General features: G+C 33.1%; 19 protein-coding genes. 12 read left to right on the forward strand and 7 right to left on the reverse strand.

Features of this window, described 5'->3' with window-relative positions; translation table 11 throughout:
• Positions 1-96 precede the first annotated feature (96 nt).
• The gene (locus F9279_RS06145) at positions 97-3447 is read left to right on the forward strand and encodes a hypothetical protein (RefSeq protein WP_152111914.1); all 3351 of its coding nucleotides are present in this window, start codon (positions 97-99) and stop codon (positions 3445-3447) included.
• A gap of 86 nt (positions 3448-3533) precedes the next feature.
• Here the strand turns inward: F9279_RS06145 and F9279_RS06150 are convergent, their stop codons facing one another.
• The 3 genes from F9279_RS06150 to F9279_RS06160 form a co-directional block, all read right to left on the reverse strand.
• Positions 3534-4130 (reverse strand): class D sortase, encoded by a 597-nt coding sequence (locus F9279_RS06150; protein ID WP_152111915.1) that lies wholly within the window; start codon positions 4128-4130, stop codon positions 3534-3536.
• Positions 4117-5079 (reverse strand): processed acidic surface protein, encoded by a 963-nt coding sequence (locus F9279_RS06155; protein WP_193224481.1) that lies wholly within the window; start codon positions 5077-5079, stop codon positions 4117-4119. Before F9279_RS06155 ends, F9279_RS06150 begins: the two co-directional genes overlap by 14 nt.
• 283 nt (positions 5080-5362) lie before the next feature.
• Complete coding sequence (locus tag F9279_RS06160) at positions 5363-5908, reverse strand: pyridoxamine 5'-phosphate oxidase family protein (RefSeq protein WP_152111917.1); 546 nt, start codon at positions 5906-5908, stop codon at positions 5363-5365.
• A gap of 118 nt (positions 5909-6026) precedes the next feature.
• Between F9279_RS06160 and F9279_RS06165 the strand changes: the two genes are divergently transcribed.
• On the forward strand, positions 6027-7424 hold the full coding sequence (locus F9279_RS06165; protein WP_152111918.1) for a PLP-dependent aminotransferase family protein: 1398 nt from the start codon (positions 6027-6029) through the stop codon (positions 7422-7424).
• A 4-nt stretch (positions 7425-7428) separates the two neighbouring features.
• Positions 7429-8061, forward strand: coding sequence for a hypothetical protein (locus F9279_RS06170; protein WP_152111919.1), 633 nt, complete (start codon positions 7429-7431; stop codon positions 8059-8061).
• Here F9279_RS06170 and F9279_RS06175 read toward each other — a convergent pair.
• The gene (locus F9279_RS06175; protein ID WP_193224482.1) at positions 8058-8408 is read right to left on the reverse strand and encodes an Hsp20/alpha crystallin family protein; all 351 of its coding nucleotides are present in this window, start codon (positions 8406-8408) and stop codon (positions 8058-8060) included. The genes F9279_RS06170 and F9279_RS06175 overlap by 4 nt on opposite strands.
• A gap of 197 nt (positions 8409-8605) precedes the next feature.
• On the opposite strand from F9279_RS06175, the gene F9279_RS06180 reads away from it, so the two are divergent.
• On the forward strand, positions 8606-9094 hold the full coding sequence (locus tag F9279_RS06180) for a DedA family protein (protein ID WP_152111921.1): 489 nt from the start codon (positions 8606-8608) through the stop codon (positions 9092-9094).
• Positions 9095-9233: 139 nt separating this feature from the next.
• Here F9279_RS06180 and F9279_RS06185 read toward each other — a convergent pair whose 3' ends face one another.
• Positions 9234-9371, reverse strand: a complete 138-nt coding sequence (locus tag F9279_RS06185; protein WP_152111922.1) for a small acid-soluble spore protein P — start codon at positions 9369-9371, stop codon at positions 9234-9236.
• 151 nt (positions 9372-9522) lie between these two features.
• Here F9279_RS06185 and F9279_RS06190 point away from each other — a divergent pair, with 151 nt between their 5' ends.
• The 3 genes from F9279_RS06190 (at position 9523) to F9279_RS06200 (ending at position 13820) form a co-directional block, all read left to right on the forward strand.
• A complete protein-coding gene (locus F9279_RS06190; RefSeq protein ID WP_152111923.1) occupies positions 9523-9780 on the forward strand; it encodes a hypothetical protein in 258 nt (85 codons plus the stop codon).
• 372 nt (positions 9781-10152) lie between these two features.
• Complete coding sequence (gene acnA, locus F9279_RS06195) at positions 10153-12858, forward strand: aconitate hydratase AcnA (protein WP_152111924.1); 2706 nt, start codon at positions 10153-10155, stop codon at positions 12856-12858.
• A gap of 572 nt (positions 12859-13430) precedes the next feature.
• Positions 13431-13820 (forward strand): rhodanese-like domain-containing protein, encoded by a 390-nt coding sequence (locus F9279_RS06200; protein ID WP_152111925.1) that lies wholly within the window; start codon positions 13431-13433, stop codon positions 13818-13820.
• Positions 13821-13860: 40 nt separating this feature from the next.
• Here F9279_RS06200 and F9279_RS06205 read toward each other — a convergent pair whose 3' ends face one another.
• Positions 13861-14850, reverse strand: coding sequence for a D-2-hydroxyacid dehydrogenase (locus F9279_RS06205; RefSeq protein ID WP_152111926.1), 990 nt, complete (start codon positions 14848-14850; stop codon positions 13861-13863).
• Positions 14850-16070 carry a PLP-dependent aminotransferase family protein gene (locus F9279_RS06210; RefSeq protein ID WP_152111927.1) on the reverse strand — a complete coding sequence of 407 codons (1221 nt, stop codon included), beginning with the start codon at positions 16068-16070 and terminating at the stop codon, positions 14850-14852. The genes F9279_RS06205 and F9279_RS06210 overlap by 1 nt, the downstream gene beginning before the upstream one ends.
• Before the next feature lie 402 nt (positions 16071-16472).
• Between F9279_RS06210 and glnA the strand changes: the two genes are divergently transcribed.
• The 5 genes from glnA to F9279_RS06235 all read left to right on the forward strand — a co-directional run bounded on the left by glnA (position 16473) and on the right by F9279_RS06235 (position 22355).
• Positions 16473-17807: a type I glutamate--ammonia ligase gene (gene glnA / locus F9279_RS06215; RefSeq protein WP_152111928.1), complete on the forward strand. Its 1335-nt coding sequence runs from the start codon at positions 16473-16475 to the stop codon at positions 17805-17807.
• A gap of 632 nt (positions 17808-18439) precedes the next feature.
• Positions 18440-19372: a manganese-dependent inorganic pyrophosphatase gene (locus F9279_RS06220; protein WP_152111929.1), complete on the forward strand. Its 933-nt coding sequence runs from the start codon at positions 18440-18442 to the stop codon at positions 19370-19372.
• Between the two features lie 231 nt (positions 19373-19603).
• Complete coding sequence (locus tag F9279_RS06225) at positions 19604-20302, forward strand: response regulator transcription factor (RefSeq protein ID WP_152111930.1); 699 nt, start codon at positions 19604-19606, stop codon at positions 20300-20302.
• Complete coding sequence (locus F9279_RS06230) at positions 20299-21660, forward strand: sensor histidine kinase (RefSeq protein ID WP_152111931.1); 1362 nt, start codon at positions 20299-20301, stop codon at positions 21658-21660. Before F9279_RS06225 ends, F9279_RS06230 begins: the two co-directional genes overlap by 4 nt.
• Entirely contained in the window at positions 21657-22355 is a 699-nt protein-coding gene (locus tag F9279_RS06235) for a PepSY domain-containing protein (protein WP_152111932.1), read from the forward strand. The genes F9279_RS06230 and F9279_RS06235 overlap by 4 nt, the downstream gene beginning before the upstream one ends.
• Position 22356 lies beyond the last annotated feature (1 nt).

Here is a 22356-nt window from a genome sequence, read left to right on the forward strand (position 1 = left end):
AATGGATTGTATTACCATTAATAATGATGTAAAATTACACTATTAGTTTATAAAGGTAGTATTTGGTTAAGGAGATAAAAGAAAAGGAGAATAATCATGCAAAAATCCTTTGATGGTTCTTTTGAAAAACTATTAGAGAAACTTTTAGAACAAAAATACATATCAGAAGAAAATTATCAAGATGTTAGAACTGGTTTTCAACAATATGTACGAGAAGAACAGTTGAGAATGGATACGGAAAAGAAAAAAAGGGAGGAGGAAAAAGCAAGGAAGATTCAAAAATCTGTTAAACCAATAAAAGAGAAGAAAAAGCATACTCCTGAACAGTTAAGAGAAAGAAATTTAGGAGTAATGCTGTATCTTGGGGTATTTCTTCTTTTGTTAGGTGGTCTTTTTGTTGCAACGAGTAATTGGGAATCTATGCAAGGCTGGATGAAAGCAGGAGTTATTATCTTAGTATCTTTCCTGTTCTTTGGTTTTGGCTTTCTAACAAAAGAGATGATTAAAATACAAAAAACAGCATTTGCATTTTTTGTGCTAGGTGGTCTTTTTCTACCTATTGTTTTTATATCTATTAGCTATTTTCATCTCGCTGGTTTCTATCTCTCATTTATAGGAGAAGGGAGATACTTACTTGGCGTAATTGCAGGAATATTACTTATACCAATATATCTTTACCTCTCCCTTTATTTACACTCTAAGTTGTTTAAAGTGCTTACAATTCTAACACTCACCGGTACAATTGGCTTTATGCTTTCTTTCCTGCATGTAAATATGGATGTTTTCTTCTTATCTATGATTATTTATCATTTTCTTCTTCTTTTATTGCTGTTAAAGGGAGGAAATCATAAATGGGTTCTATACTTTACGAAAGAACTTCCAACGATTATTCAAACACAATTACTATTTATAACAATCTTTATGCTTTTTATCTATGATCAAATACTGTTGAATGGGTTTCAATACATACTCCTAAGTGCCTTGTTTTTTATGAGCGTTGCGTTAACCAAACAAAAGAACACGCATTTTATCATCACATTAACAATTACATTAGGGATTTATCGTCTTTTTTCGAATGAATTAGTAAGAGATATGCTGCCTATTGCATTTGCGGCATTAAGCATAGTAGTTATATGGTTCACCTATTTCCTGAAAGGGAGAGTTGTTTGGGGGAAAATATGGGATACCACTAGTCTTGTCTTAGCGATTGGCACTTTTCTCTATTCCATCGTTTTTTATGTAGATCGTCTTTTATATGGAAGTTTCTATTTAGTGATAGCTTATATACTATTATCCTTACAATTTCTGATTTTAACAAAGAAACTATCCTCTAGATTTATTTCTATTTTGCCTGCTATATTTCTTAGTTTATCCTTATGGCATATCAGTTTATTATTTAATTTAGTTAGCGATATTCATAGCTTATTTATGGTACTATATGCTATTCATTTCCTTTTACTAATGGTTATAGGAGTACTTTATACGAATCAGTATGTTCAAAGTATCAAACTTCCATCAGCTTTCTACTTATTTGCATGGATATCTATGATAACAATTCTTGCAGGAACCATATTTCTTGGTAAATGGTATATACCTCTTCTGATTATAGGTATAACCATGAGTTTACTATATGGATATCGATTTACGGTTAAAGAGGACGTTCGAAATTTTCTACATTTCACTATACCTGCTAGTATAGCTTGTTTCTTTGTAAGCTTAGTAGAAAGTGTTCCATTTATCCATGAAGAGGGTATTTTTTTATCTCTAGCGCTAGCTGGGATATTTACTACTGTTTCAGTTTCTATCTATAGGAAAATTAGTTTACAAATGACGAAATTAGCATATCTAATCGGTCACGTCATCTATATATTAGCAATGGTAGGTACGTTTACCTCTTTTGTAGAATATAATAATTGGATCTCAACCACCATTTTCCTTGTAGGAATCTTTATGTTACTTACCTTTTATAAAAAGCAAAAGCAATTATGGATTGTGTGGCTTGTTGGGGTAGGTAGTACACTCAGTTATCTATCATTAATACTTACTATATGGGATCAGGGAGATTATATATTTACCATTTTATTAAGATACGGTTGGATAGGTATATTTTGTTTGTCAATCTATCTCTCGAAAACAGTTTTCAAGTATCCTTTTTTAACCCTTTCTCATTGTTATTTGATTATTAGCATTTTGGTTAGCTGGTTTATAGATGGAACAGTGCCATATACGGTGTTTTTATTTTCCTTGTTAGCGTATATTATTACATCCGTGATAGTACCACATGTAAAGTGGAAGCTGTTTTTTCAATATGGAAGTTTTCTATGGACCTTTTTCTTTCTCGCTAGAGTAATTCCTTTTCATTTAGCAGGTGGAAACTCGTTTGCACTAGCATTTATTTCTACATCTATTCTTTTGTTTCTTTTATATGTAGGAACTAAAAGGAAGCATATTGTATATTTTTATATTCCTTTTAGCTTTCTTGGTATAAGTTACTGGCTATTTGCATGGCCATATAGTGTTTATACGTATTTAATTATTACATGCTATATCTTTTTGTTCCTTTTTGTAATTAATATCTCTAGGATTCATCTAGCAGCTATTATTGCTGTTTGCTTCATTCTTTTTAATAATCAATTATGGATACATCATGGAGATTTCTTACCATTTGATTCTTACTTATTACATGGAGCTTGGGGATTATTATTCTGGTTTATTAGCAGTATTTCTTATCCTAGCTTTTTTTCTTGGAAAAAGGATAAATGGGTGGATGTGTATATACTAGGGAGCTTTCTATCAATTGCTTCTTTATATACCATTTCTACACCATTTGCATGGGATAGCATCTTTCCTGGGGTGTTACTTGCAATTGTGCTATTTGTACAAAGAAATAGGGTGGAGCATCACTATCGTTGGTTACCAACATTACTTAGTTTACTACTATTATTACAACCATATTATGATTGGCTAAACATTCTTTCCATTCCAACACTAATTAATACCGAAATGTACGTTTTACCTTGGATTCCGTTATTATTGCTGTTAAAGAAATGGATAGCAAATCATGAAAGAATGTTTAAAATAGCGGAATGGAGTATCGTGGTATGTATAGCCATTGTTTTAGCAATTGATGGATGGAATTCTCATACTATAGATGATGCTATTCTTTTAGGGAGTTTAGCGGTGATTTCCATAATAGGTGGATTTTATTTTAGATTAAAATCTTACTTCTTTACAGGAATAGGTGTCCTGCTTTTAAATGTAATCCTACAAACAATGCCATTATGGGGTAATTTCCCTTGGTGGGTATATTTATTAATAGCAGGGTCACTATTGATTGTAATGGCAAGTGTGTATGAAATGAAAAAACAGGGGAAAAGAATTAAGCTTGTTTCATCTATATACTTATGGATAGTTGATAAAATAAAGCAATTAAAAAGCTGGCGATGATTTAGAGGAGAGAATAGAAGAAAGATATTTATAAAACATAAGGAATGGTTAGCCTTTATCTCCTTGCTTGGCTAACCATTCCTTTATTAGGGGCTAACATTTTTTGTTATTCCTGTTGTATCGTTTGTTAATTCTGCTGTAACTATGAATCTTTTTGGAGCATTTCCTATAAAGGAAAACGGATAACAAGTAGTAAGTGTAAGTATTGGTTTCGATCGAGGTGTTAAAATAGTGTCATTATCGGCAGATACAATAGAAAATTTCTTAATTCTATAAGTGAATGTTCCTTTCGATGTTTCCACTGAGATTAAGTCTTTTTCATTTAGTAGTTTTAAGCTTTTAAAATAGGTATCTCGATGGCCGGAGATGATGACATGGTTTTCTCGTTCACCAGGAAGGGCACTTTCACTATAATGGCCAGCTCCTTTAGCAAGTACGGAACTAGTAGTACCTTCGTATATCGGTATATACTCTTTTAACGAAGAAAAGATAATGGTACCTATTTTTTCTCCTTCTACATATTTCTTATTTGGTTTAACTGAAATAATTCTATCAATAGGTTGAGTAGGCGGCGTTTTTATCTTTTTATTCACTTGTTCCATTTGATATCCTGTAAAGAGTATAAGAAGAAACCCTAAAATGATCGTGGAAATGCCTACATAAAGAAATTTATTTCTTTTCATGATAGTTTTTTTGTAACAGAATAAATAGTCCACCTAAAATAAGTATATATCCCATACATAGAAAAAGAGGGAGAGAGGAAGCAGTATCTGGCATTTGCGCTGCGTATAAAGTCGATAATTCTTCACTGATACTAGCTAGCTCCACCATTTTTTGCACAGATTCAGCTGAGAATGGAATATTAATCATATCCGCTGTTAAAATAGCATCAGCAATAAATAATTCATTATCATCATATAATTCAATAGCAATTGTATCTGTTAGTGGTTCATTAACCAATTCAGCCATGGATCGTTTAATTCTATTTCCATTATCATCGATTGTAGTAATAACGGGCTTTAGGGAAGTGCTTTTAAAATAATTTACCCAAAATTCAATAAGGTTTTCTCTTTGTGTGCTAGTTAAGGTTTCGTTTTGATCTAGTTTTCTCAAAGGGATTAGTTCTTGTTCCCATGTTTGTATATGTTGAGAGAGGGCGGCAGAATCTAGTTTGGTTAAATGAGTAAGAAATAGCTGCTTTTCTTGATCATTAATACCAATTTTCTGTAGAAAGTTATCTAAGTCTATCATTTTTTCTTCATGATTTTGATAAAACTCAATAGCCACTTCTAAATCCTCTATAAACCAATAATCCGTAACGTCCTCATGAAACCCTGCTAAAAGTATATCAAGCTCTTCTCGAGATAAATCTAAATCTACTAGTAAAGAATCCAAATTAGTTGGCGTAATAGGAGTTCCTAATTGGCTTTCTAGTATATCAATAGTATCGAAATCTTCTATTTGTAAACCCTTGTAGGATAAATATGTTTGTAAGTCCTCTTTTGTCCATCCAAGTTTTGAAACTAAGCTATCTATTTCATGTTCTTTTGGAGCGGCTTCTGCAATAGTAGAGTGAAACCCAAAGAAGAGAAGGAATAAAAGGGAGCAGGTGATTTTGTATTTTTTCAGCATAAGGAAAACCTCCATCATTATTCTAAGCCTTATTATGTGAAGTTTTTCCAGTATTATGCATGAATAATAGAAAGAATCGAAATAATTAGTGATAATACTTCAGTAATAGAGTCTTTACTGAAGTATCAGAACATATTTTAGATGTTTTAAAAAATAGAGATGAAACATGAATGCTCCATCTCTTAATACTCGCTGACCACACCTTCAACATCCTATGTCTTTGTAACCCAATCCTCCTATTAGTCAGGTTCATGGCATACTACAACATCAGTGCCTTAACTTCTTACAAATCCATTAAGATCGTTCTACCTGGGCTAAACCTTGCTTTCTCATCTAACACATTTTCCTTTGCAGTAATTTTTGTTGGAGTTAATTGAAAGATGGTTGTTTTGCTACCTAGTGATGAAACATATTTTTCTAAATGAGATTTACTAAGGGGTTTATTGTAATACCCAGGTACGTACTTGTCTAACAATGCTTGCATCACATCACGACTAATGTTGATGTCCTCTAATTTGGTTACATTACCAAAAATCATCGCACTCATATATGCAGTATCCACTTTTGCTGGTATTGGGTTACTCATTACCCCTAAGCTCTCACTAATCGTAAAGCATGCTAAATGATTCTCTGCTAGAATTCTGGTCTTTCTTCCTTCACTTGCTCCGTGGAAATAAATACAGTTCTGAAACCATACGAAGTTTAACGGGATAACATAAGGTTCTAATCCATCAGATAATCCTAAATGACCAATTTGACTTTTTGTTAGAAAGGTATTTATTTTTTCTTGATTGTTCACTTCTAATTTGGATTGACGCATTTCATTCATGTTTTCTCTACCACCTTTAATTTAGTAAATTGTTCCTTTATTCTAAAATATTTCTAGCCACTTTTTTAGGTACAGTTTATGATTGTTTTATAGGTACAAATAAGAGAGGTTGGTGTAGATGAATATTGCAATTCATATTAGGAAAGAGAGTAAAACCCCGGTGTATCTACAGTTATATGAATACTTTCAAGATGAAATCATCAAAGGAAAAATGCCTGCAGGAACAAAACTTCCATCCATTCGCTACCTAGCAAATTACTTACATATCAGTAAAAATACAGTGATTGATGCATATCAGCAGCTGTGGATGGAAGGGTATGTAGAAAGTAAAGAAAAAAGTGGATATAGAGTAGTTTCACTATCTAGTTTTGACTACCATTCTAATAAAATGGAAACTAACAATGTAATAGTTCCTAAAGAAGAAGAGCATTTTATTGACTTTCATTATGGAAAGATAGATCAGCCACATTTTCCATCTAATGCATGGAAAAAAGCATTGAAGGAAGCAATAGAGACAGAAGGGAACTGGATGTTATATGGTGATTATAAAGGGGAAAGTATATTAAGAAACGAACTAGCAGGCTATCTTTCTAGATCTAGAGGGATATCTGTATCACCAGAAAATATTCTAATTTCTGCTGGGACTGAACAGTTAATCATGCATGTACTAGGTTTACTGAATAGAACATCTCTGCAAATTGCCATGGAAGAGCCAGGTTATGATGGAGTAAGAGAGGTGTTTAGGAAAGAAGGTCATACAGTTCATCCTGTTCCTGTTTTACAAGAAGAGGGTTATCAGCTTTCTTCTCTATTAAGTAGTAATAGTAATTTAGTATATGTCACTCCCTCCCATCAATTTCCTCTAGGAAATATTATGCCAATTAATCAAAGAATTGAACTATTAAAGTGGGCAGAGCAAGCAGATGGATATATATTGGAAGATGATTATGATAGTGAGTTTCGTTTTTTAGGCTCTCCAATACCAAGTATGAAGAGTATTGATAGGCAAGATAGAGTGATATATTTAGGAACTTTTTCTAAATGTTTTTTGCCATCCGTAAGAATTAGCTATATGATATTGCCAACAATACTCATGGAAAAATGGAACACAAGACAATTTGAAGAAACGCAATCTAGTTCTCCTCTTCTTCAAAAGGCAGTAGCAGCCTTTATGAAAAGTGGAGAATTTGAGAAGCATATAAAGCGTATGAGAAAGGTGTATGAACGAAAATATCATCTTTTAATGGAATGTATTAGGAGATATATGGGGAATAAGGTTACTATCATCGGAGAAAGTGCAGGAGTTCATGTATTAATTTCCGTAGAGAAAGTCCCTATAGACAAGCTGATACAAAAAGCAGAGAAAGTAGGAGTTAGAATTTATTCAACTGAGAAATATTATAAACAAGAAGCCAAATGCTTTCCTATCATTTTAGGCTTTGGGGGCTTAAATGAAGAAGAAATAGAAGTAGGAATTAAAAGGCTATCTAATTGTTGGTTTAATGAAGAGGGATGAGAAGATGAACATAATGATCAATATATTAATAGGAGTTATTGCTGGTTTAGTTATTATAGGAACTTTAGAGACTTACTTTTCTTTTCCTATAATAATCACTTTATCCATTAGTTACATATTAATATTCTCCCTTTTGTATGGTTTTCTATTTATGCAGAATAATAGGGAAAAAGATAGCAGGAAGGTGGAGAAACGATTAAAGAATAACAGGAAGCATCCGTATTATGGTTTTATCTTGGCCATGAGTAATCGAAATGATCGACAAGTGATCTTAACTTATCGAAAAATGATAAAAAATAAAAAGTATCTTCGCTTTTATCCCCAAATTACTATTCTATTCTCTTTGTATTTTGATCAAGCACTAGGCTTAGAGGATGAAATAAAGAAATTAAAAAGACCAGCTTGGAGAGCTTATTATAAGACAATTATATTATTAAAGCAAAATGAATTAAATCAAGCTGAAGAAGTATTGAAAACGATAAAAGTTAGCTGGATGAAAGAAGCACTCCTATGTGAATGGAAATTGAAAATAGGAGATAGAAATCAAGCACAAAAGCATGCTAATCTCGCATTAAAGCATGCTAGAGGAATAATTTTATATCAACTTAAAAAAGAATATGAGAACAAGTTTTCTTAACATTTTATTTGCCAGGAATTTTGGTGAGTAGGAAGATATTTATTTTTGCTTATGGAAATTTCAAGAATAGAACGAGGATAATCTGTTTTTAATACTTTATTGCAAATATCGATGGGGAATAAGATGCTTCTATTTTTTTCCTCAAGAATATTATTTAAATTAGTATTAATTTGTATGTGTAAGGTCTTATCCTCTACTAGTAGGAAAATATTTTCGGTGGAGCTAGGTAATAAAACTTCAATGAAGTATTCTTGTTCTGATTCATACAAATCAATGCGAAATTCTGTTATGTCTAAGAGTGAGGTTAGTGGATCGAGTGATTGATTTTGTAGCCATTTTTCAATCAAATGGAAATGGTCATTAACCATGCTAACACCATCTTTCATAGAATTTTATATTATATTCCCAGAATATAAATGTCGTGTCATTATTTTACAGACAAGAAGATAAATTGGAGTAATCATTCATAATTAGAAAAAAGTAGGAAATACTTAGTAGTAGAAAGGACTAAGAGTGCTAACTCGTTAATAGAGGAGACACCTAGATGGAATTAGTAGAATATTACATAATAAACTATGGATACATGGCGATTTTTATTCTTCTAGCTTTAGGAATTGTAGGACTACCTGTTCCTGATGAAGTAATCATGACCATTATCGGTTATTATACGCATACAGAAGCCTTAAGTTACCAAATGGCTATGATCGCTAGCTTTCTAGGAGCAGTGATTGGGATGCTTATTAGTTATACTATTGGTAGGAAATTTGGTAGAAATGTCATAAAGAAGTATGGAAAGTGGTTTGGATTGAAAGAAAGCAGGTTAAATAAGGTTGAATTATGGATGAAGAAATATGGAGCCTTTGCCCTGGTTTTTGGTTATTTCATTCCAGGTGTTCGCCATATCACATGCTATGTTTCTGGTATTGGTAAAATGAATGTAAAAATTTATCTATTATTTGCTTCCTTAGGTGCTTTTTCTTGGTGTGGTACTTTTATTTTAATTGGTCGTTACATAGGGGTTATTGGGACATAGTCTAACTATTGTCCAAACATAATTCATGAAAAGTCAAATGAGTTTAAAGATGTAACTCATTTGACTTTTTTCATATTCCTTAAAATGGTTAGGTAAGTAGAACGAATTACTACTTAATCTAAAACAGCTAAATTAATTCTTATAGATCATGGTGACTATTATGTTTCTGTCTAGAATGGTTGCGGTTTTTTACTTTTTTACTTCCACTCAATGGCTCAGGTTGGCCAGATTGTTTAGGAGCATTTTTACGCATATCCTTACTATCATTCTTATTCATACATATCTCTCCTTTTGTTTGTCATGAGAGTACTACAACTTTCTATATTAGAATGGTTTTTCTTTCTCCACTTTATACCGAATATTTTTACGGGCGCCTGCACAACTTAACAATATGCAACATGAATAACAAACAATTAGGAGGTACTTCTATGCCTTATCATAGTAATAAACAAGAAGCATTTCAGGATGCTCAGCGTAATATGAATGACACACAAACTTTATATCAAGATATTGTAAAAGACTCTGCAAATTATGGCCATCAGTTAAAGCATTTACAACAAGAAATAAATGAAACATATCAACAAATAGAAAATGCACTAGAAGTTGCTTCAGAGCATCAGAGAGAGCAACTAGAAACGTTTCAAAGAGATCTTAAAAGTATTGTGGACGAAGTAAACGGCATTTAAGATAGTGCCGTTAATGAGTGAATAATAAGGTTCCATATATAATGTAGGAAGTCAATTAAAACATGAAGGAATTATGGTTAGAGGATGTCTTCTATATAGAGAAGATGTCCTCTTTTATTTAAATAGTGTTAACCATGGGCTTTCCTTAGCGTTTCGAGAAGCTTAAAGTGAGGGATTAGATTTATTAGAAAATAGTAAATCAAAACCAAATCTACTCATAAGTAAATCTTATAGTATTTGATAACTTTATTGTTATTTACTTATCAAGAAACGTGTAATACAATAATTGATAGTAAATAGATAATAGAAAGATCAAAATATTCGACTATTTTTCTATTTTTGGTATATGATTACAATGAGGGGGTAATACATATGGCAAAAGATTTTTTTAATGCGCGAAAGTCCTTTGAATTGGATGGGAAGCGTTATCATTACTATCAATTAGCTGCGTTAGAAAACGCTGGAATCGGTAAGGTATCTAAATTACCGTATTCTATTAAAGTGTTACTAGAATCTGTTTTACGACAAATGGATGATTTCGTTATTAAACAAGAGCATGTTGAAAACTTAGCAAAATGGGGAACTGATGAAGTGAAAGAGGTAGATGTACCTTTTAAACCTTCTAGAGTTATCCTACAAGATTTCACAGGAGTACCTGCAGTAGTGGATCTTGCTTCTTTAAGAAAAGCTATGGCTGATTTAGGTGGAGATCCTAATAAAATTAATCCTGAAAAACCAGTTGATTTGGTTATTGATCATAGCGTGCAGGTAGATAAATATGGAACACCAGATGCATTAAGAGCAAATATGGATTTGGAGTTTGAACGAAATGCGGAAAGATATCAGTTCTTAAGCTGGGCTCAAAAATCTTTTGATAACTATCGAGCTGTACCACCAGCAACAGGTATTGTGCATCAAGTTAACTTAGAATATTTAGCTAATGTTGTTCATGTTAATGAAACAGTAGATGGAGAATACGAAACATTTCCAGATACTTTAGTAGGTACAGATTCACATACTACGATGATTAATGGGATTGGAGTTCTTGGTTGGGGTGTAGGTGGTATTGAAGCAGAAGCGGGAATGCTAGGACAACCATCTTATTTTCCAGTACCAGAAGTAGTAGGAGTGAAACTAGTTGGTGATATGCCAAATGGTTCAACTGCTACAGATTTGGCACTTAAAGTAACACAAGTTCTTCGTGCAAAAGGAGTAGTTGGGAAGTTTGTAGAGTTTTATGGAACTGGTGTAACTCAACTTCCACTTGCAGATCGTGCAACTATTGCTAATATGGCTCCAGAATATGGCGCAACATGTGGATTTTTCCCAATTGATGATGAATCACTAGCATATATGCGTTTAACTGGTCGTTCAGAAGAACAGATTAAAGTGGTAGAAACATACTGTAAGGAAAATGGTTTGTTCTTTGATCCTAGTCTTGAACCAGTATATACAGAAGTAGTTGAAATTAACCTTTCTGAAATCGAACCAAATCTATCTGGACCGAAACGTCCGCAAGATTTAATTCCTTTATCTAATATGCAAGAAGCATTTATTTCTTCTATAACTGCTAAAGAAGGCAATCAAGGATTTGGTTTAAAGAAAGAAGAATTCAATAAAGAAGTAGTAGTAGACTTTGCTAATGGAGATTCTACTACCATGAAAACAGGATCTGTGGCAATCGCTGCGATTACAAGCTGTACGAATACTTCTAATCCATATGTACTTGTTGGAGCAGGTTTAGTTGCAAAGAAAGCTGTTGAAAAAGGGATGGAAGTTCCAAAATTCGTAAAAACATCTTTAGCACCTGGTTCAAAAGTAGTAACAGGATATTTAAGAGATTCTGGTCTATTACCATATTTAGAACAGATTGGATTTAACCTTGTTGGTTATGGTTGTACAACTTGTATTGGTAACTCTGGTCCATTACGCGATGAAATTGAAAAAGCGGTTGCGGATTCTGATTTATTAGTAACAAGTGTTTTATCTGGTAACCGTAACTTTGAAGGCCGTATTCATCCGTTAGTAAAAGCTAACTATTTAGCTTCGCCACCATTGGTAGTAGCTTATGCGCTAGCTGGTACGGTTAATATTGATCTTCAAAATGATTCAATCGGAAAAGACAAAGATGGCAATGATGTTTACTTCAAAGATATTTGGCCATCTACAGAAGAAGTGAATGAGGTAGTTCATCGTACAGTGACACCTGAATTATTTAATAAAGAATATGACAGAGTATTTGATGATAATGAGCGTTGGAATGAAATTGAAACAAATAGCGATTCATTATATACGTTTGATGATACTTCTACTTACATTCAAAACCCACCTTTCTTTGAAGGGCTTAAACCTGATCCAGATCAAGTATTACCTTTAAAAGGATTGAAAATTGTCGGGAAGTTTGGAGATTCTGTAACTACTGACCATATTTCTCCAGCTGGAGCAATTGGAATCAATACACCAGCAGGGAAATATTTAAAAGATAACGGAGTAGAACCTCGTGATTTCAACTCTTATGGTTCAAGACGTGGAAATCATGAAGTAATGATGAGAGGTACTTTTGCTAATATCCGTATTCGTAATCAAATTGCACCAGGAACAGAAGGTGGTTTTACCACTTATTGGCCAACTGGTGAAGTGACTTCTATCTATGATGCTTGTATGAAATATAAAGAAGAAGGAACTGGCTTAATGGTTATAGCTGGAAAAGATTACGGAATGGGATCTTCTCGTGACTGGGCAGCAAAAGGAACGAATCTTTTAGGTATAAAAACAGTTATTGCAGAAAGCTTTGAAAGAATTCACCGATCCAACTTAGTGTTAATGGGTGTATTACCATTACAGTTTAAAGACGGCGAAAGTGCGGAAAGCTTAGGCTTGACTGGTAAAGAAACGTTTAATGTATATGTAGATGAAACAGTAAAGCCTCGTGATTTTGTTGAAGTTACTGCAACAGATGAAGATGGCAAGAAAACAACATTTGATGCATTAGTACGTTTTGATTCTGAAGTAGAAATAGACTACTACCGTCATGGTGGAATACTACCAATGGTATTACGTGATAAGTTAAAGAACTAGTAAGATTTGAGAGACTATCAATTTTTGATAGTCTCTCTGTTTTTTCTAGAAAAGAAGACCCTATTTCAAGGTATCAAAATGCTTGCAGAACTGAATGAAAAAACGTATCTATGAATTGGGTTCATTATAAAATTTTCTGTACTCAACAAAGTAAAATAAACGGAGAATTTCCGGTTACGTGCAAGTAGAATCTGATTTTAAGGATAATGAGGGGAGTTTTTCCGGTTAAGTAAGGAGAAATTGGCCTTGTTTCATGCTATTTAAGGAATAGTCGGAAATCCTCCGCTTATTGGAGCTATTTTTTATGCAAGTAATGAATAAAGAGTAATTTCTCCGGCTATTTAATGTCTGATCTGGTGCCTCGCCTAATTCTCCAGTCGATAAGATTAGACCCTTTTTATGTCAGATGAGAGAATAAGGAAATAGAAGATGATAGAAGAAAAATCAAATGGAAGATGCTACATTATCGTCATGATGTTTTCTAATCATTATAATAAAAAGCGCTTTACTAGTAATTGGTAAATAAGTTTGCTATTATAATAATGATAAATAATATATAGGAGTGATGAATAGTGGCATTAACGTTCGGTAAATTAGTAGAAGAAGCGAAAAGTAACGTATCAGGAATTTCTTCAGTAGAAGCTAAAAAGAAATTGGAAGATAACCCAAATACATATATCATCGATGTTCAAGATGCAGTTGACGCAGGTGCATGTGGATTAATTCCAAGCTCTGTAAACATCTCCTTAGGAATGCTTCCTATTCGTGCAGATTTAGAATTACCAGAAGAATTAAGAGATCCAGAATTAGCAGACCGTAATCGTTCTATTCTCGTAACATGTGGTCTAGGTGGACAAGCATGTCTTGGAGCATATTTACTTAAACAAATGGGCTTTACAGATGTAGCTTATATCGAAGGTGGAACTACAGCTTGGAAACAAGAAGGTTTTGAAACAGTTTAATAAATAAGGAAAAAATCGAGGATAAAAGTCCTCGATTTTTTTAATAACCCATTCTTTTATCAACCACATTTAATAATTCGTGGCCATTCATAAATCGTTTTATATTTTCTAAAAAAAGCTCCATATAGCTATCCATCGTATTTGGAGAATAGTAGGCATTATGTGGTGAAATAATGACATTATCTAAATCCCATAATTCATGGTGTTTCGGCAATGGTTCTATATCAAAAACATCTAAAGCGGCACCAGCAATCCTTTTTTCCTTTAGTACGGTAATTAAGTCTTTTTCTACTATAATATTTCCTCTGCCAATGTTAATTAAAAAACTAGATTTCTTCATCATTTCAAGTTTTTTCTTATTAACTAAATGAAAGGTTTCTTTTGTAGAAGGTAAGGCTAAAATAAGAAAATCTGCTTTTTTAATGACGGTATCTAATTCATCTAATCCTACAATAAAATCAGCAGGATCATCTGATTTTTGGATTTCAGGTCTTTTTTTACATCCAATAACAGACATATTAAAGGCTTTACACCGCTTAGCTATTTCTTTTCCAATTTCACCATAGCCAATAATTCCTACAGTTGATTTAGTAAGATCTGTAATGGGAGTGGGTTCCCATGCCTTCTTAAGTTGATTTCTAATCATGAAAGGAATGCCTCTTGCTAATCCAGAAATCATGGCAATAGTATGTTCAGCAATTGGAACGGAAGTGCAACCTTTCGTGTTTGTTATCGTGATCGGACTCTCTATAACATCTTTATGTAATAAAGCTTCTAAGCCGACACTCAAAGATTGAACCCATTCTACTTTTGGAGCAAATTGTGTTATAGCTAGAGTATCATGTAGTCCTAATGTCAAAACAATATTACAGTGACTAATATCATGCTTAGGTGGTTGTTCGAGATCACCATATTGCCAAGGTTCCATTATTAATTCAGCACCTAATTCCATCATTTTATCTAAATAATTTTGTGGAATAGTTTTACGTATATAAATTTTAGGTCTTTTTTTACTAACTAATGGATGCATTATTGAGCTTCCTCTAAATTTAGCTTGCTTTTCACATATTGATAATAACTATTTGCAAGTCTTTTTATTCCTACATAAATGGTAGCCTCATCACAATAGGTAAAACATAATCTCATATAATGAAAGCCTTCATTTTTAAGAAAGAAATGCTTACCATCAATGAATGAAACCCCTTCCTGAACCGCAATATCCATAAAATCGCTAGTATTTACATCCTTGTTAAAAGTAAGCCAAAGAAAAAATCCACCAGTTGGTTCATGGAATGATACATCATTTCCAAAGTGTTCTCTTATAGCAGCAACCATTGCATTCTTTCTTGAAGCATATATGGAGTTCAAGGAAGAGATATGGTCATCCATATTCATTTTTTCAAGTACTTGATGAGTAACTTCTTGTACATAAACACTTGTTAACCCATCAATTTTTAATAACTTCATTTTTTCTATAACTTCAGGTAAGCCAATTGCCCATCCTAAGCGTATTCCTGGTGCGATAATTTTAGAAAAAGTACTCAAATATATGACTCTTTCTGGTGCAAAGGAATAAACAGACGGTAGAAAATGACTATCAAAAGAGAGCTCCACATAAGCATCATCTTCGAGAATAAAGAAATTATATTCATATGCTAGCTCAGCTAGTTTTTTCCTGCGTTCTAAAGATAAGCACACACCACCAGGATTATGATAATTAGGAATTATGTAGAGTATTTTAGGTAAAGGTAAATTGTTACTAATTCGATATTGTAGCTCATGTTCTAATGTATCGACTATTAATCCATTCTCATCAATAGGAAAAGAAGTTAAATGAACTTCCGCAAGACGAAAGGTTTTAATGGCTCCGAAAAAAGTGGGAGCCTCTACCCATACTTCATCACCAGGATTTGTTAATGTTCTAGTAACTAAATCAATTCCTTGTGAGCTACCTGATGTAACTACTATTTGATTATTACTCACTTCAAGATTTCTGCGTTGAGATCTTTCTCTTATCCAATTCACCACATGATTTGGTCCACTTCCTCCTGTGTATCCTAATGAATTAGTTCCTTGAGCCTCCATTGCTGCTTTAGTAGCAGGTGCCATTAAATCTACTGGTAAAGATTCTGGTGCGGGAAAGCCGAATGATAATGGGATAAGATGGTTCTGATTACCGGCAAAAGAAGTGCCGATAACATCCATTTGGGGAAATCTACTGCTAAATGAAATTGGTTTTAACATACTCATTTTAAAGCCACCTACCTATAAAGAGATTTTTAATAGAGTTATTATCTATTTTTCATAAGAAAGTATTTCTATTACTGCATTCATCATATGAACAATATAAGCTATATATTTCGAATAGGGAAATATTGAAAGTAGGCTTAAATGAAAGTAATTAAAAGATAAAAGACGAAAAACAAACTAAAATAAGGAAAATTCAGAATTTTATATTTATTTTAGTTGATGGAGCCACTTAATATTCTAGTTATACAGTCGGAATACTAGTTTAATAGTATGTAAAATTCATGTAAACGCTATCTAATAAAATTTTTCAAAAAATTTAAAAAAACTATTGTATTAGATTAAAAGATTCCTTATAATGAAACCAAGTTAGATATTAGAACATGAATTGTGAGGTAAGTTAACATGAGTGAAATTACATTAGAAAAAATCGAAAGTATTGTTAAAGAAAAAAATGTAGAGTTATTACATCTACAATTTGTGGACATCGAAGGAATCTTAAAAAACATTACCATTACTGCTGCTCAATTAGAGGATGCAGTTGAAGGGAAAATCATGATTGATGGTTCTTCCATTAAAGGATTTTCACCAATTAATAAATCAGATTCATACTTATTACCTGATTTAAATACATTTGTTGTTTTACCTTGGACTGAAACAGAAGGATACTCAGAAGCACGTTTCCTATGTTCTGTAACAAATCCAGATGGAACTTTATTCGAGGGAGATACTCGTAACGTTCTTAAGAAAACAGTAGAAAGAGCTGCAGAAAAAGGCTACACAATTTCAGTAGGTCCTGAATTAGAATTCTTCTTATTTGCTACAGATGAGAATGGATATCCAACTCAAGAATTAGGAGATAGAGGTGGTTATTTCGAGCCATCACCAAAAGATTTAGGAGAAAAAGTACGTGTTGAAATCTTCAAAGCTTTAAGAGCAATGGGCTTCACTATTGAAGCACTTCACCATGAAGTAGCAGAAGGACAACATGAAATCAACTTTAAATATGCTGATGCATTAACTGCAGCTGATTTAGCTACAACTTACAAATGGGTAGTAAAAACAATTGCAGCACAATTTGGTTTACATGCAACTTTCATGCCTAAGCCAGTGTTTGGAATCAACGGATCTGGAATGCATGTTAACATGTCCTTCTTCAAAGATGGAGAAAACTGCTTCTATGATTCTAGTGATGAATTAGAATTATCTGATTCTGCATATTCTTTCATTGCTGGAGTATTAGATAATGTGAAAAGTTTTGTAGCTGTTACAAATCCATTAGTTAACTCCTATAAACGTTTAGTACCAGGATACGAAGCACCTTGCTATCTTGCATGGTCTGCATCAAACCGTTCTGCATTAATTCGTATTCCTGCAAAACGTGGAATGGCAACTCGTGTTGAGCTTCGTTGTCCAGATCCATCTTCTAACCCATACTTAACTTTCGCTGTGATTGCATCAGCTGGTTTAGATGGAGTAGAAAAAGGACTAAAAGCACCTGCTCCAATTAACGAAGATATCTTCCATATGACAGAAGATCGTCGTGCAGAGCTTGGAATTGATAGTTTACCAGGTGGATTAGATGCAGCAATCGCTGAACTTGAAGCTGGTGAAATCGGACTTAGTACACTTGGAGAGCACGTATTCTATGAATATGTAGCTGCTAAAAAAGAAGAGTGGGATAACTACCGTACAACTGTTCATGCATGGGAAATTGAAAACTACCAATTCAAATTCTAATTTCATAGATTACTTGAAAAAAGGAGCGCAATTTTTGTGCTTCTTTTTTCTTATTGTCAGAGGATTTAGGAAAATGAAATGTTATTTTTAAGCACTTGATTGTAGTGGGAGTAATGAGATTCCTGAGGGATTAGGAAGAGGCAAATGAATGAAAAGTGCATAATAGAAAAAGAAGTTATTTTAGTAACCAATACTTCCTTGTTTGAAGGGACATCTGGTTGACTTTTACGGGGGATCTGTGAGAAAGTCCGAGACCCTGCAGGAATGAAGTGACGAAGCTGCTTGTAGATGAGCCCCATAGAAAGCGATCGGTAAGCCTCGGAAAACACAGACTTAAACTATATTTTGTGATTATGTTAAATGCTTATAAAATAATATTACTTTTTCATTTGCTTTATTAGCGAACCCTTGTATCGGAAATCAATTCCCTAATTGAAGAGATTATTAGATATGCTAAGATTTATATATTGAAATCTTACACTAAATTTTCCTATCAAAATAATAGGAAATTGATAGGATTTTTCTTATCCAATCTTTTAATATTATGAAGATGTGATAAAATAAGGAAAGATGTATGTTTCGTATGAATAAGAAGTACATCATAATTACATATGTTTAAGGAGAATTGGATAATGAGTAATGTTTTAATTTTCGGTCATAAAAATCCTGATACGGATACTATCTGCTCAGCAATTGCTTATGCAGAGTTAAAAAAAGCACTTGGAGTGAATGCAGAAGCAGTTCGTCTTGGTGATGTAAGTGGAGAAACACAGTTTGCTTTAGACTACTTTAAAGTAGAGGCTCCACGCTATATTGAAAGTGCAGCTGCAGAAACGGACTCCGTAATTTTAGTTGATCATAATGAATTTCAGCAAAGTGTGTCAGATATTAAAGACGTTACCGTTCTTGAAGTAATTGACCATCATAGAATTGCAAATTTTGAAACAAGTGATCCATTATATTACCGTGCGGAACCAGCTGGATGTACAGCAACTATTCTAAACAAAATGTATAAAGAAAATAATGTGGAAATTAAGAAAGAAGTTGCTGGCTTAATGCTATCTGCTATTATTTCTGATTCTCTATTATTCAAATCTCCAACATGTACAGAGCAAGATGTACATGCAGCAAAAGAACTAGCTGAAATTGCTGGTGTTAATCCTGATGTGTACGGATTAGACATGCTTAAAGCAGGTGCAGATCTTAGTGATAAAACAGTTGAACAATTACTAAGTATTGATGCAAAAGAATTTTTAATGGGATCATACAAAGTAGAAATTGCACAAGTAAATGCCGTTGATACGAATGATGTACTATCTAAACAAGTTGAATTAGAAGCTGCAGTTCAAGGTATTATTGCAACAAAAGGATTAGACTTATTCTTACTTGTTGTTACTGATATCCTTAATAATGACTCTGTTGCAGTGGCATTAGGAAGTAAGGAAGCAGTAGTAGAAAAAGCATTTAATGTAACATTAGAGAACAAGACTGCATTATTAAAAGGTGTTGTTTCACGTAAGAAACAAATAGTACCTGTTTTGACAGAAGGTTTTGAAGCTCTTTAATAGTTGGAAAAAAAGGTGAGGGATCCTATGGAAGGATTCCTCGCCTTTTTTTGTTAATACACATCGTTTTAAGCTTAATACTAACTCTTATAGCAGGTATACGTATCAAAATTTTTGAATGTTAATACATATATATTTAGTTGATGTGAAAAAGTTGATTTAGCCATATTCATATAAAAAAATACCTTAAATAAAGTATAATAGTAATAATATCGATAAAAGGATGATTCGATGAAAAAAGACAAAATTTTAATTATTGAAGATGATAAGAAAATAGCTCGTGTTCTTTCGATGGAGTTAGAATACGAAGGATATGAAATAGCTGCAGAATATACTGGAAGTAAAGGATTAGAAAGAATCACACAAGAAAATTGGGATATTGTATTATTAGATGTTATGTTACCTGAATTAAGCGGGTTGGAGGTACTAAGAAGAGTACGAAATGCCAATAACCATGTACCTGTCATTTTACTAACAGCAAGGGACAGTATTCCGGATAAGGTAGCTGGTCTAGATTTAGGAGCAAATGATTATATTACTAAGCCTTTTCAAATAGAGGAATTGTTGGCCAGAATTCGTGCAGTTCTCCGGGTTGCCTCTGTACTAGAGAAAAAAGAACAAAAGAAAATTTTTACAATAGAGGACTTAGAAGTTCATGTTCAATCTTATCGTGCTTTTAGGAATGGTATAGAACTAGAATTAACTCCACGTGAATTCGAACTACTTGTATATTTATTAGAAAATAAAAACATAGTTGTTTCAAGGGAGCAAATCTTAAATCAAGTATGGGGTTATCATTTTGAGGCAGATACAAATATTGTGGATGTCTATATTCGGTATGTTCGGAAAAAAGTGGACTATCCCTTTGATCGCCCAATTATTCAAACAGTAAGGGGAATAGGCTATATCATTAAGGATAGCTCTGTATGAGTGTTAGAGTAAGGATTCAAACATTTACGACAATCATGTTAATTGTCATTATGATAATCGTAAACATATCCATCTATTTATTGTTTCAAAATCTGCTCTATTCTAATGACTTAGAGATAACAGAGCTAGAAAGAAACCAGACTGCTGAAGGGATACATTCCTTGTCTAACACAGAAGTACATGACATAAATCGTTTCTTACGAGCATATTTGCCTAGTAATGGAATGATTCGTATTATGAAGCAAGAGCAGATTCTTTATACAGTAACAAAGGAATCATCCTATGCAGATCTACCTGTTGAACCTACTTCCTCTCAAAGTAAAAGACTTTTACTACATGAAGATACGATGTATGCCATTACAAGTATGCCGATTATCTGGCAAGATGGTTCAGTTGTTACTCTAGAGGTTACTGATAATATTAATAGTTCAAAGGAAATATTAGGGATATTAAGACTTTTACTTATTGCTGCATCTGTAATTATTGTAGTACCAACATTTTTGGCTGGAAAAGTTTTATCAAGAGTCATATTAAATCCCATTCAGCAGCTTATATTAACAATGGAAAATATTCAAAAAGAAGGGAAATTTCATCAAATTCCATTACAAGCTAATAAAAAAGATGAACTAGAAAAATTAAAGAGTACATTTAACCATATGATCGCCATTTTAGAAAGGCAATACGAAAAGCAAAAACAATTTGTATCAGATGCTTCTCATGAATTAAAAACGCCAATAACCGTAATAGAGAGTTATTCCAAAATGCTAAAAAGATGGGGAAAAAAACGGGAAGATGTATTAGAAGAGTCAATAGAAGCCATTTATTCTGAGTCTATTCATATGAAAAATATGACGAATCAGTTACTAGAACTTGCTAATGCAGATGGAAACTGGAGTTTAAATGAAGAGAAGGTTAATCTTTTTGAGCTCAGCAGTGATATTGCAAAAAAAATGAAAATGACTAGCAATAGAACAATAATAGTTTCGAGTGATAATAAGGACGCTATTATTTTAGCTGATGTATTAAAAATGAAGCAGCTACTATATATTTTGATTGATAATGGTTTTAAATATGGCGCTGATCAGATGGCTATTACATTAACTTCTGATAGCGAGGAATTAAGGATGGCTGTAAAAGACAATGGTGATGGAATTGCTTTGGAAGAGTTATCTCATATTTTTGACCGTTTCTATAGGGTAGATAAGGCACGAACTAGGGAGGTAGGTGGAGTTGGCTTAGGGCTAGCCATTGCTAAAGAAATTATGAATGCTCATAATGGCGAAATACAAATAGACAGCAAGCTAGAAGAGGGAACAACCTTTACCTGCATTTTTTCTAAAGAGGAGCTGGGTAAATGAAAGTAAAAAGAAAAAAGTGGATTATAATTGGAACGTTAACAGTTGCTCTATTACTCATAATAGTTGGTTTTCTTTGGATGCATAAAGAAAACTCATTAACAGATAAAGCTGTAAATGAATTAATAATAAACACATATGGAGTTGCTCCAAGTAGTGTTAAGTTAGATGAGGATAAAAAAATATATACTTTTGAAATAGAACGGGCTACTGGGAGATATCAGGTAGATGTAGATGCGGTTTCAGGAAGTATTTTAAACTTAACTAATTTAACACCAAACAGTAATTCGGATAATCAAGAAGATAATGGCTTGCTATCTGAAGCAGAAGCGGAAGCTATTATTCAAGAACAAGAACAAACTTCACCAACAGAAATAAAAGAAATACAAAGAGGGGTGGAAAGGTACTTTTCCTATCAGGTTGCTGGAAAGGAAGAAACATTTCTAATCAATCGAATAACGAAAGAAATAACGATTAATGAAGAAAACAAGAGTGATAATGTCATGATTTCGGAAGAAGAAGCGAAACAAATAGCTGTTAAAGAAGTAAACGGTACAGTGCAAGAAGTTGATTTAGAAGAAGAAGACAATCAAACATATTATGAGGTAGAACTAGAAGATACGAATAATCGTGAAGCTAAAGTTCAGATTAATGCGTATACAGGAGAAGTAAATGCTATAAGTTGGGATGATGATTAAT

This window comes from Bacillus sp. B1-b2 (assembly GCF_009183415.1).
Taxonomy (GTDB): domain Bacteria; phylum Bacillota; class Bacilli; order Bacillales; family Cytobacillaceae; genus Niallia.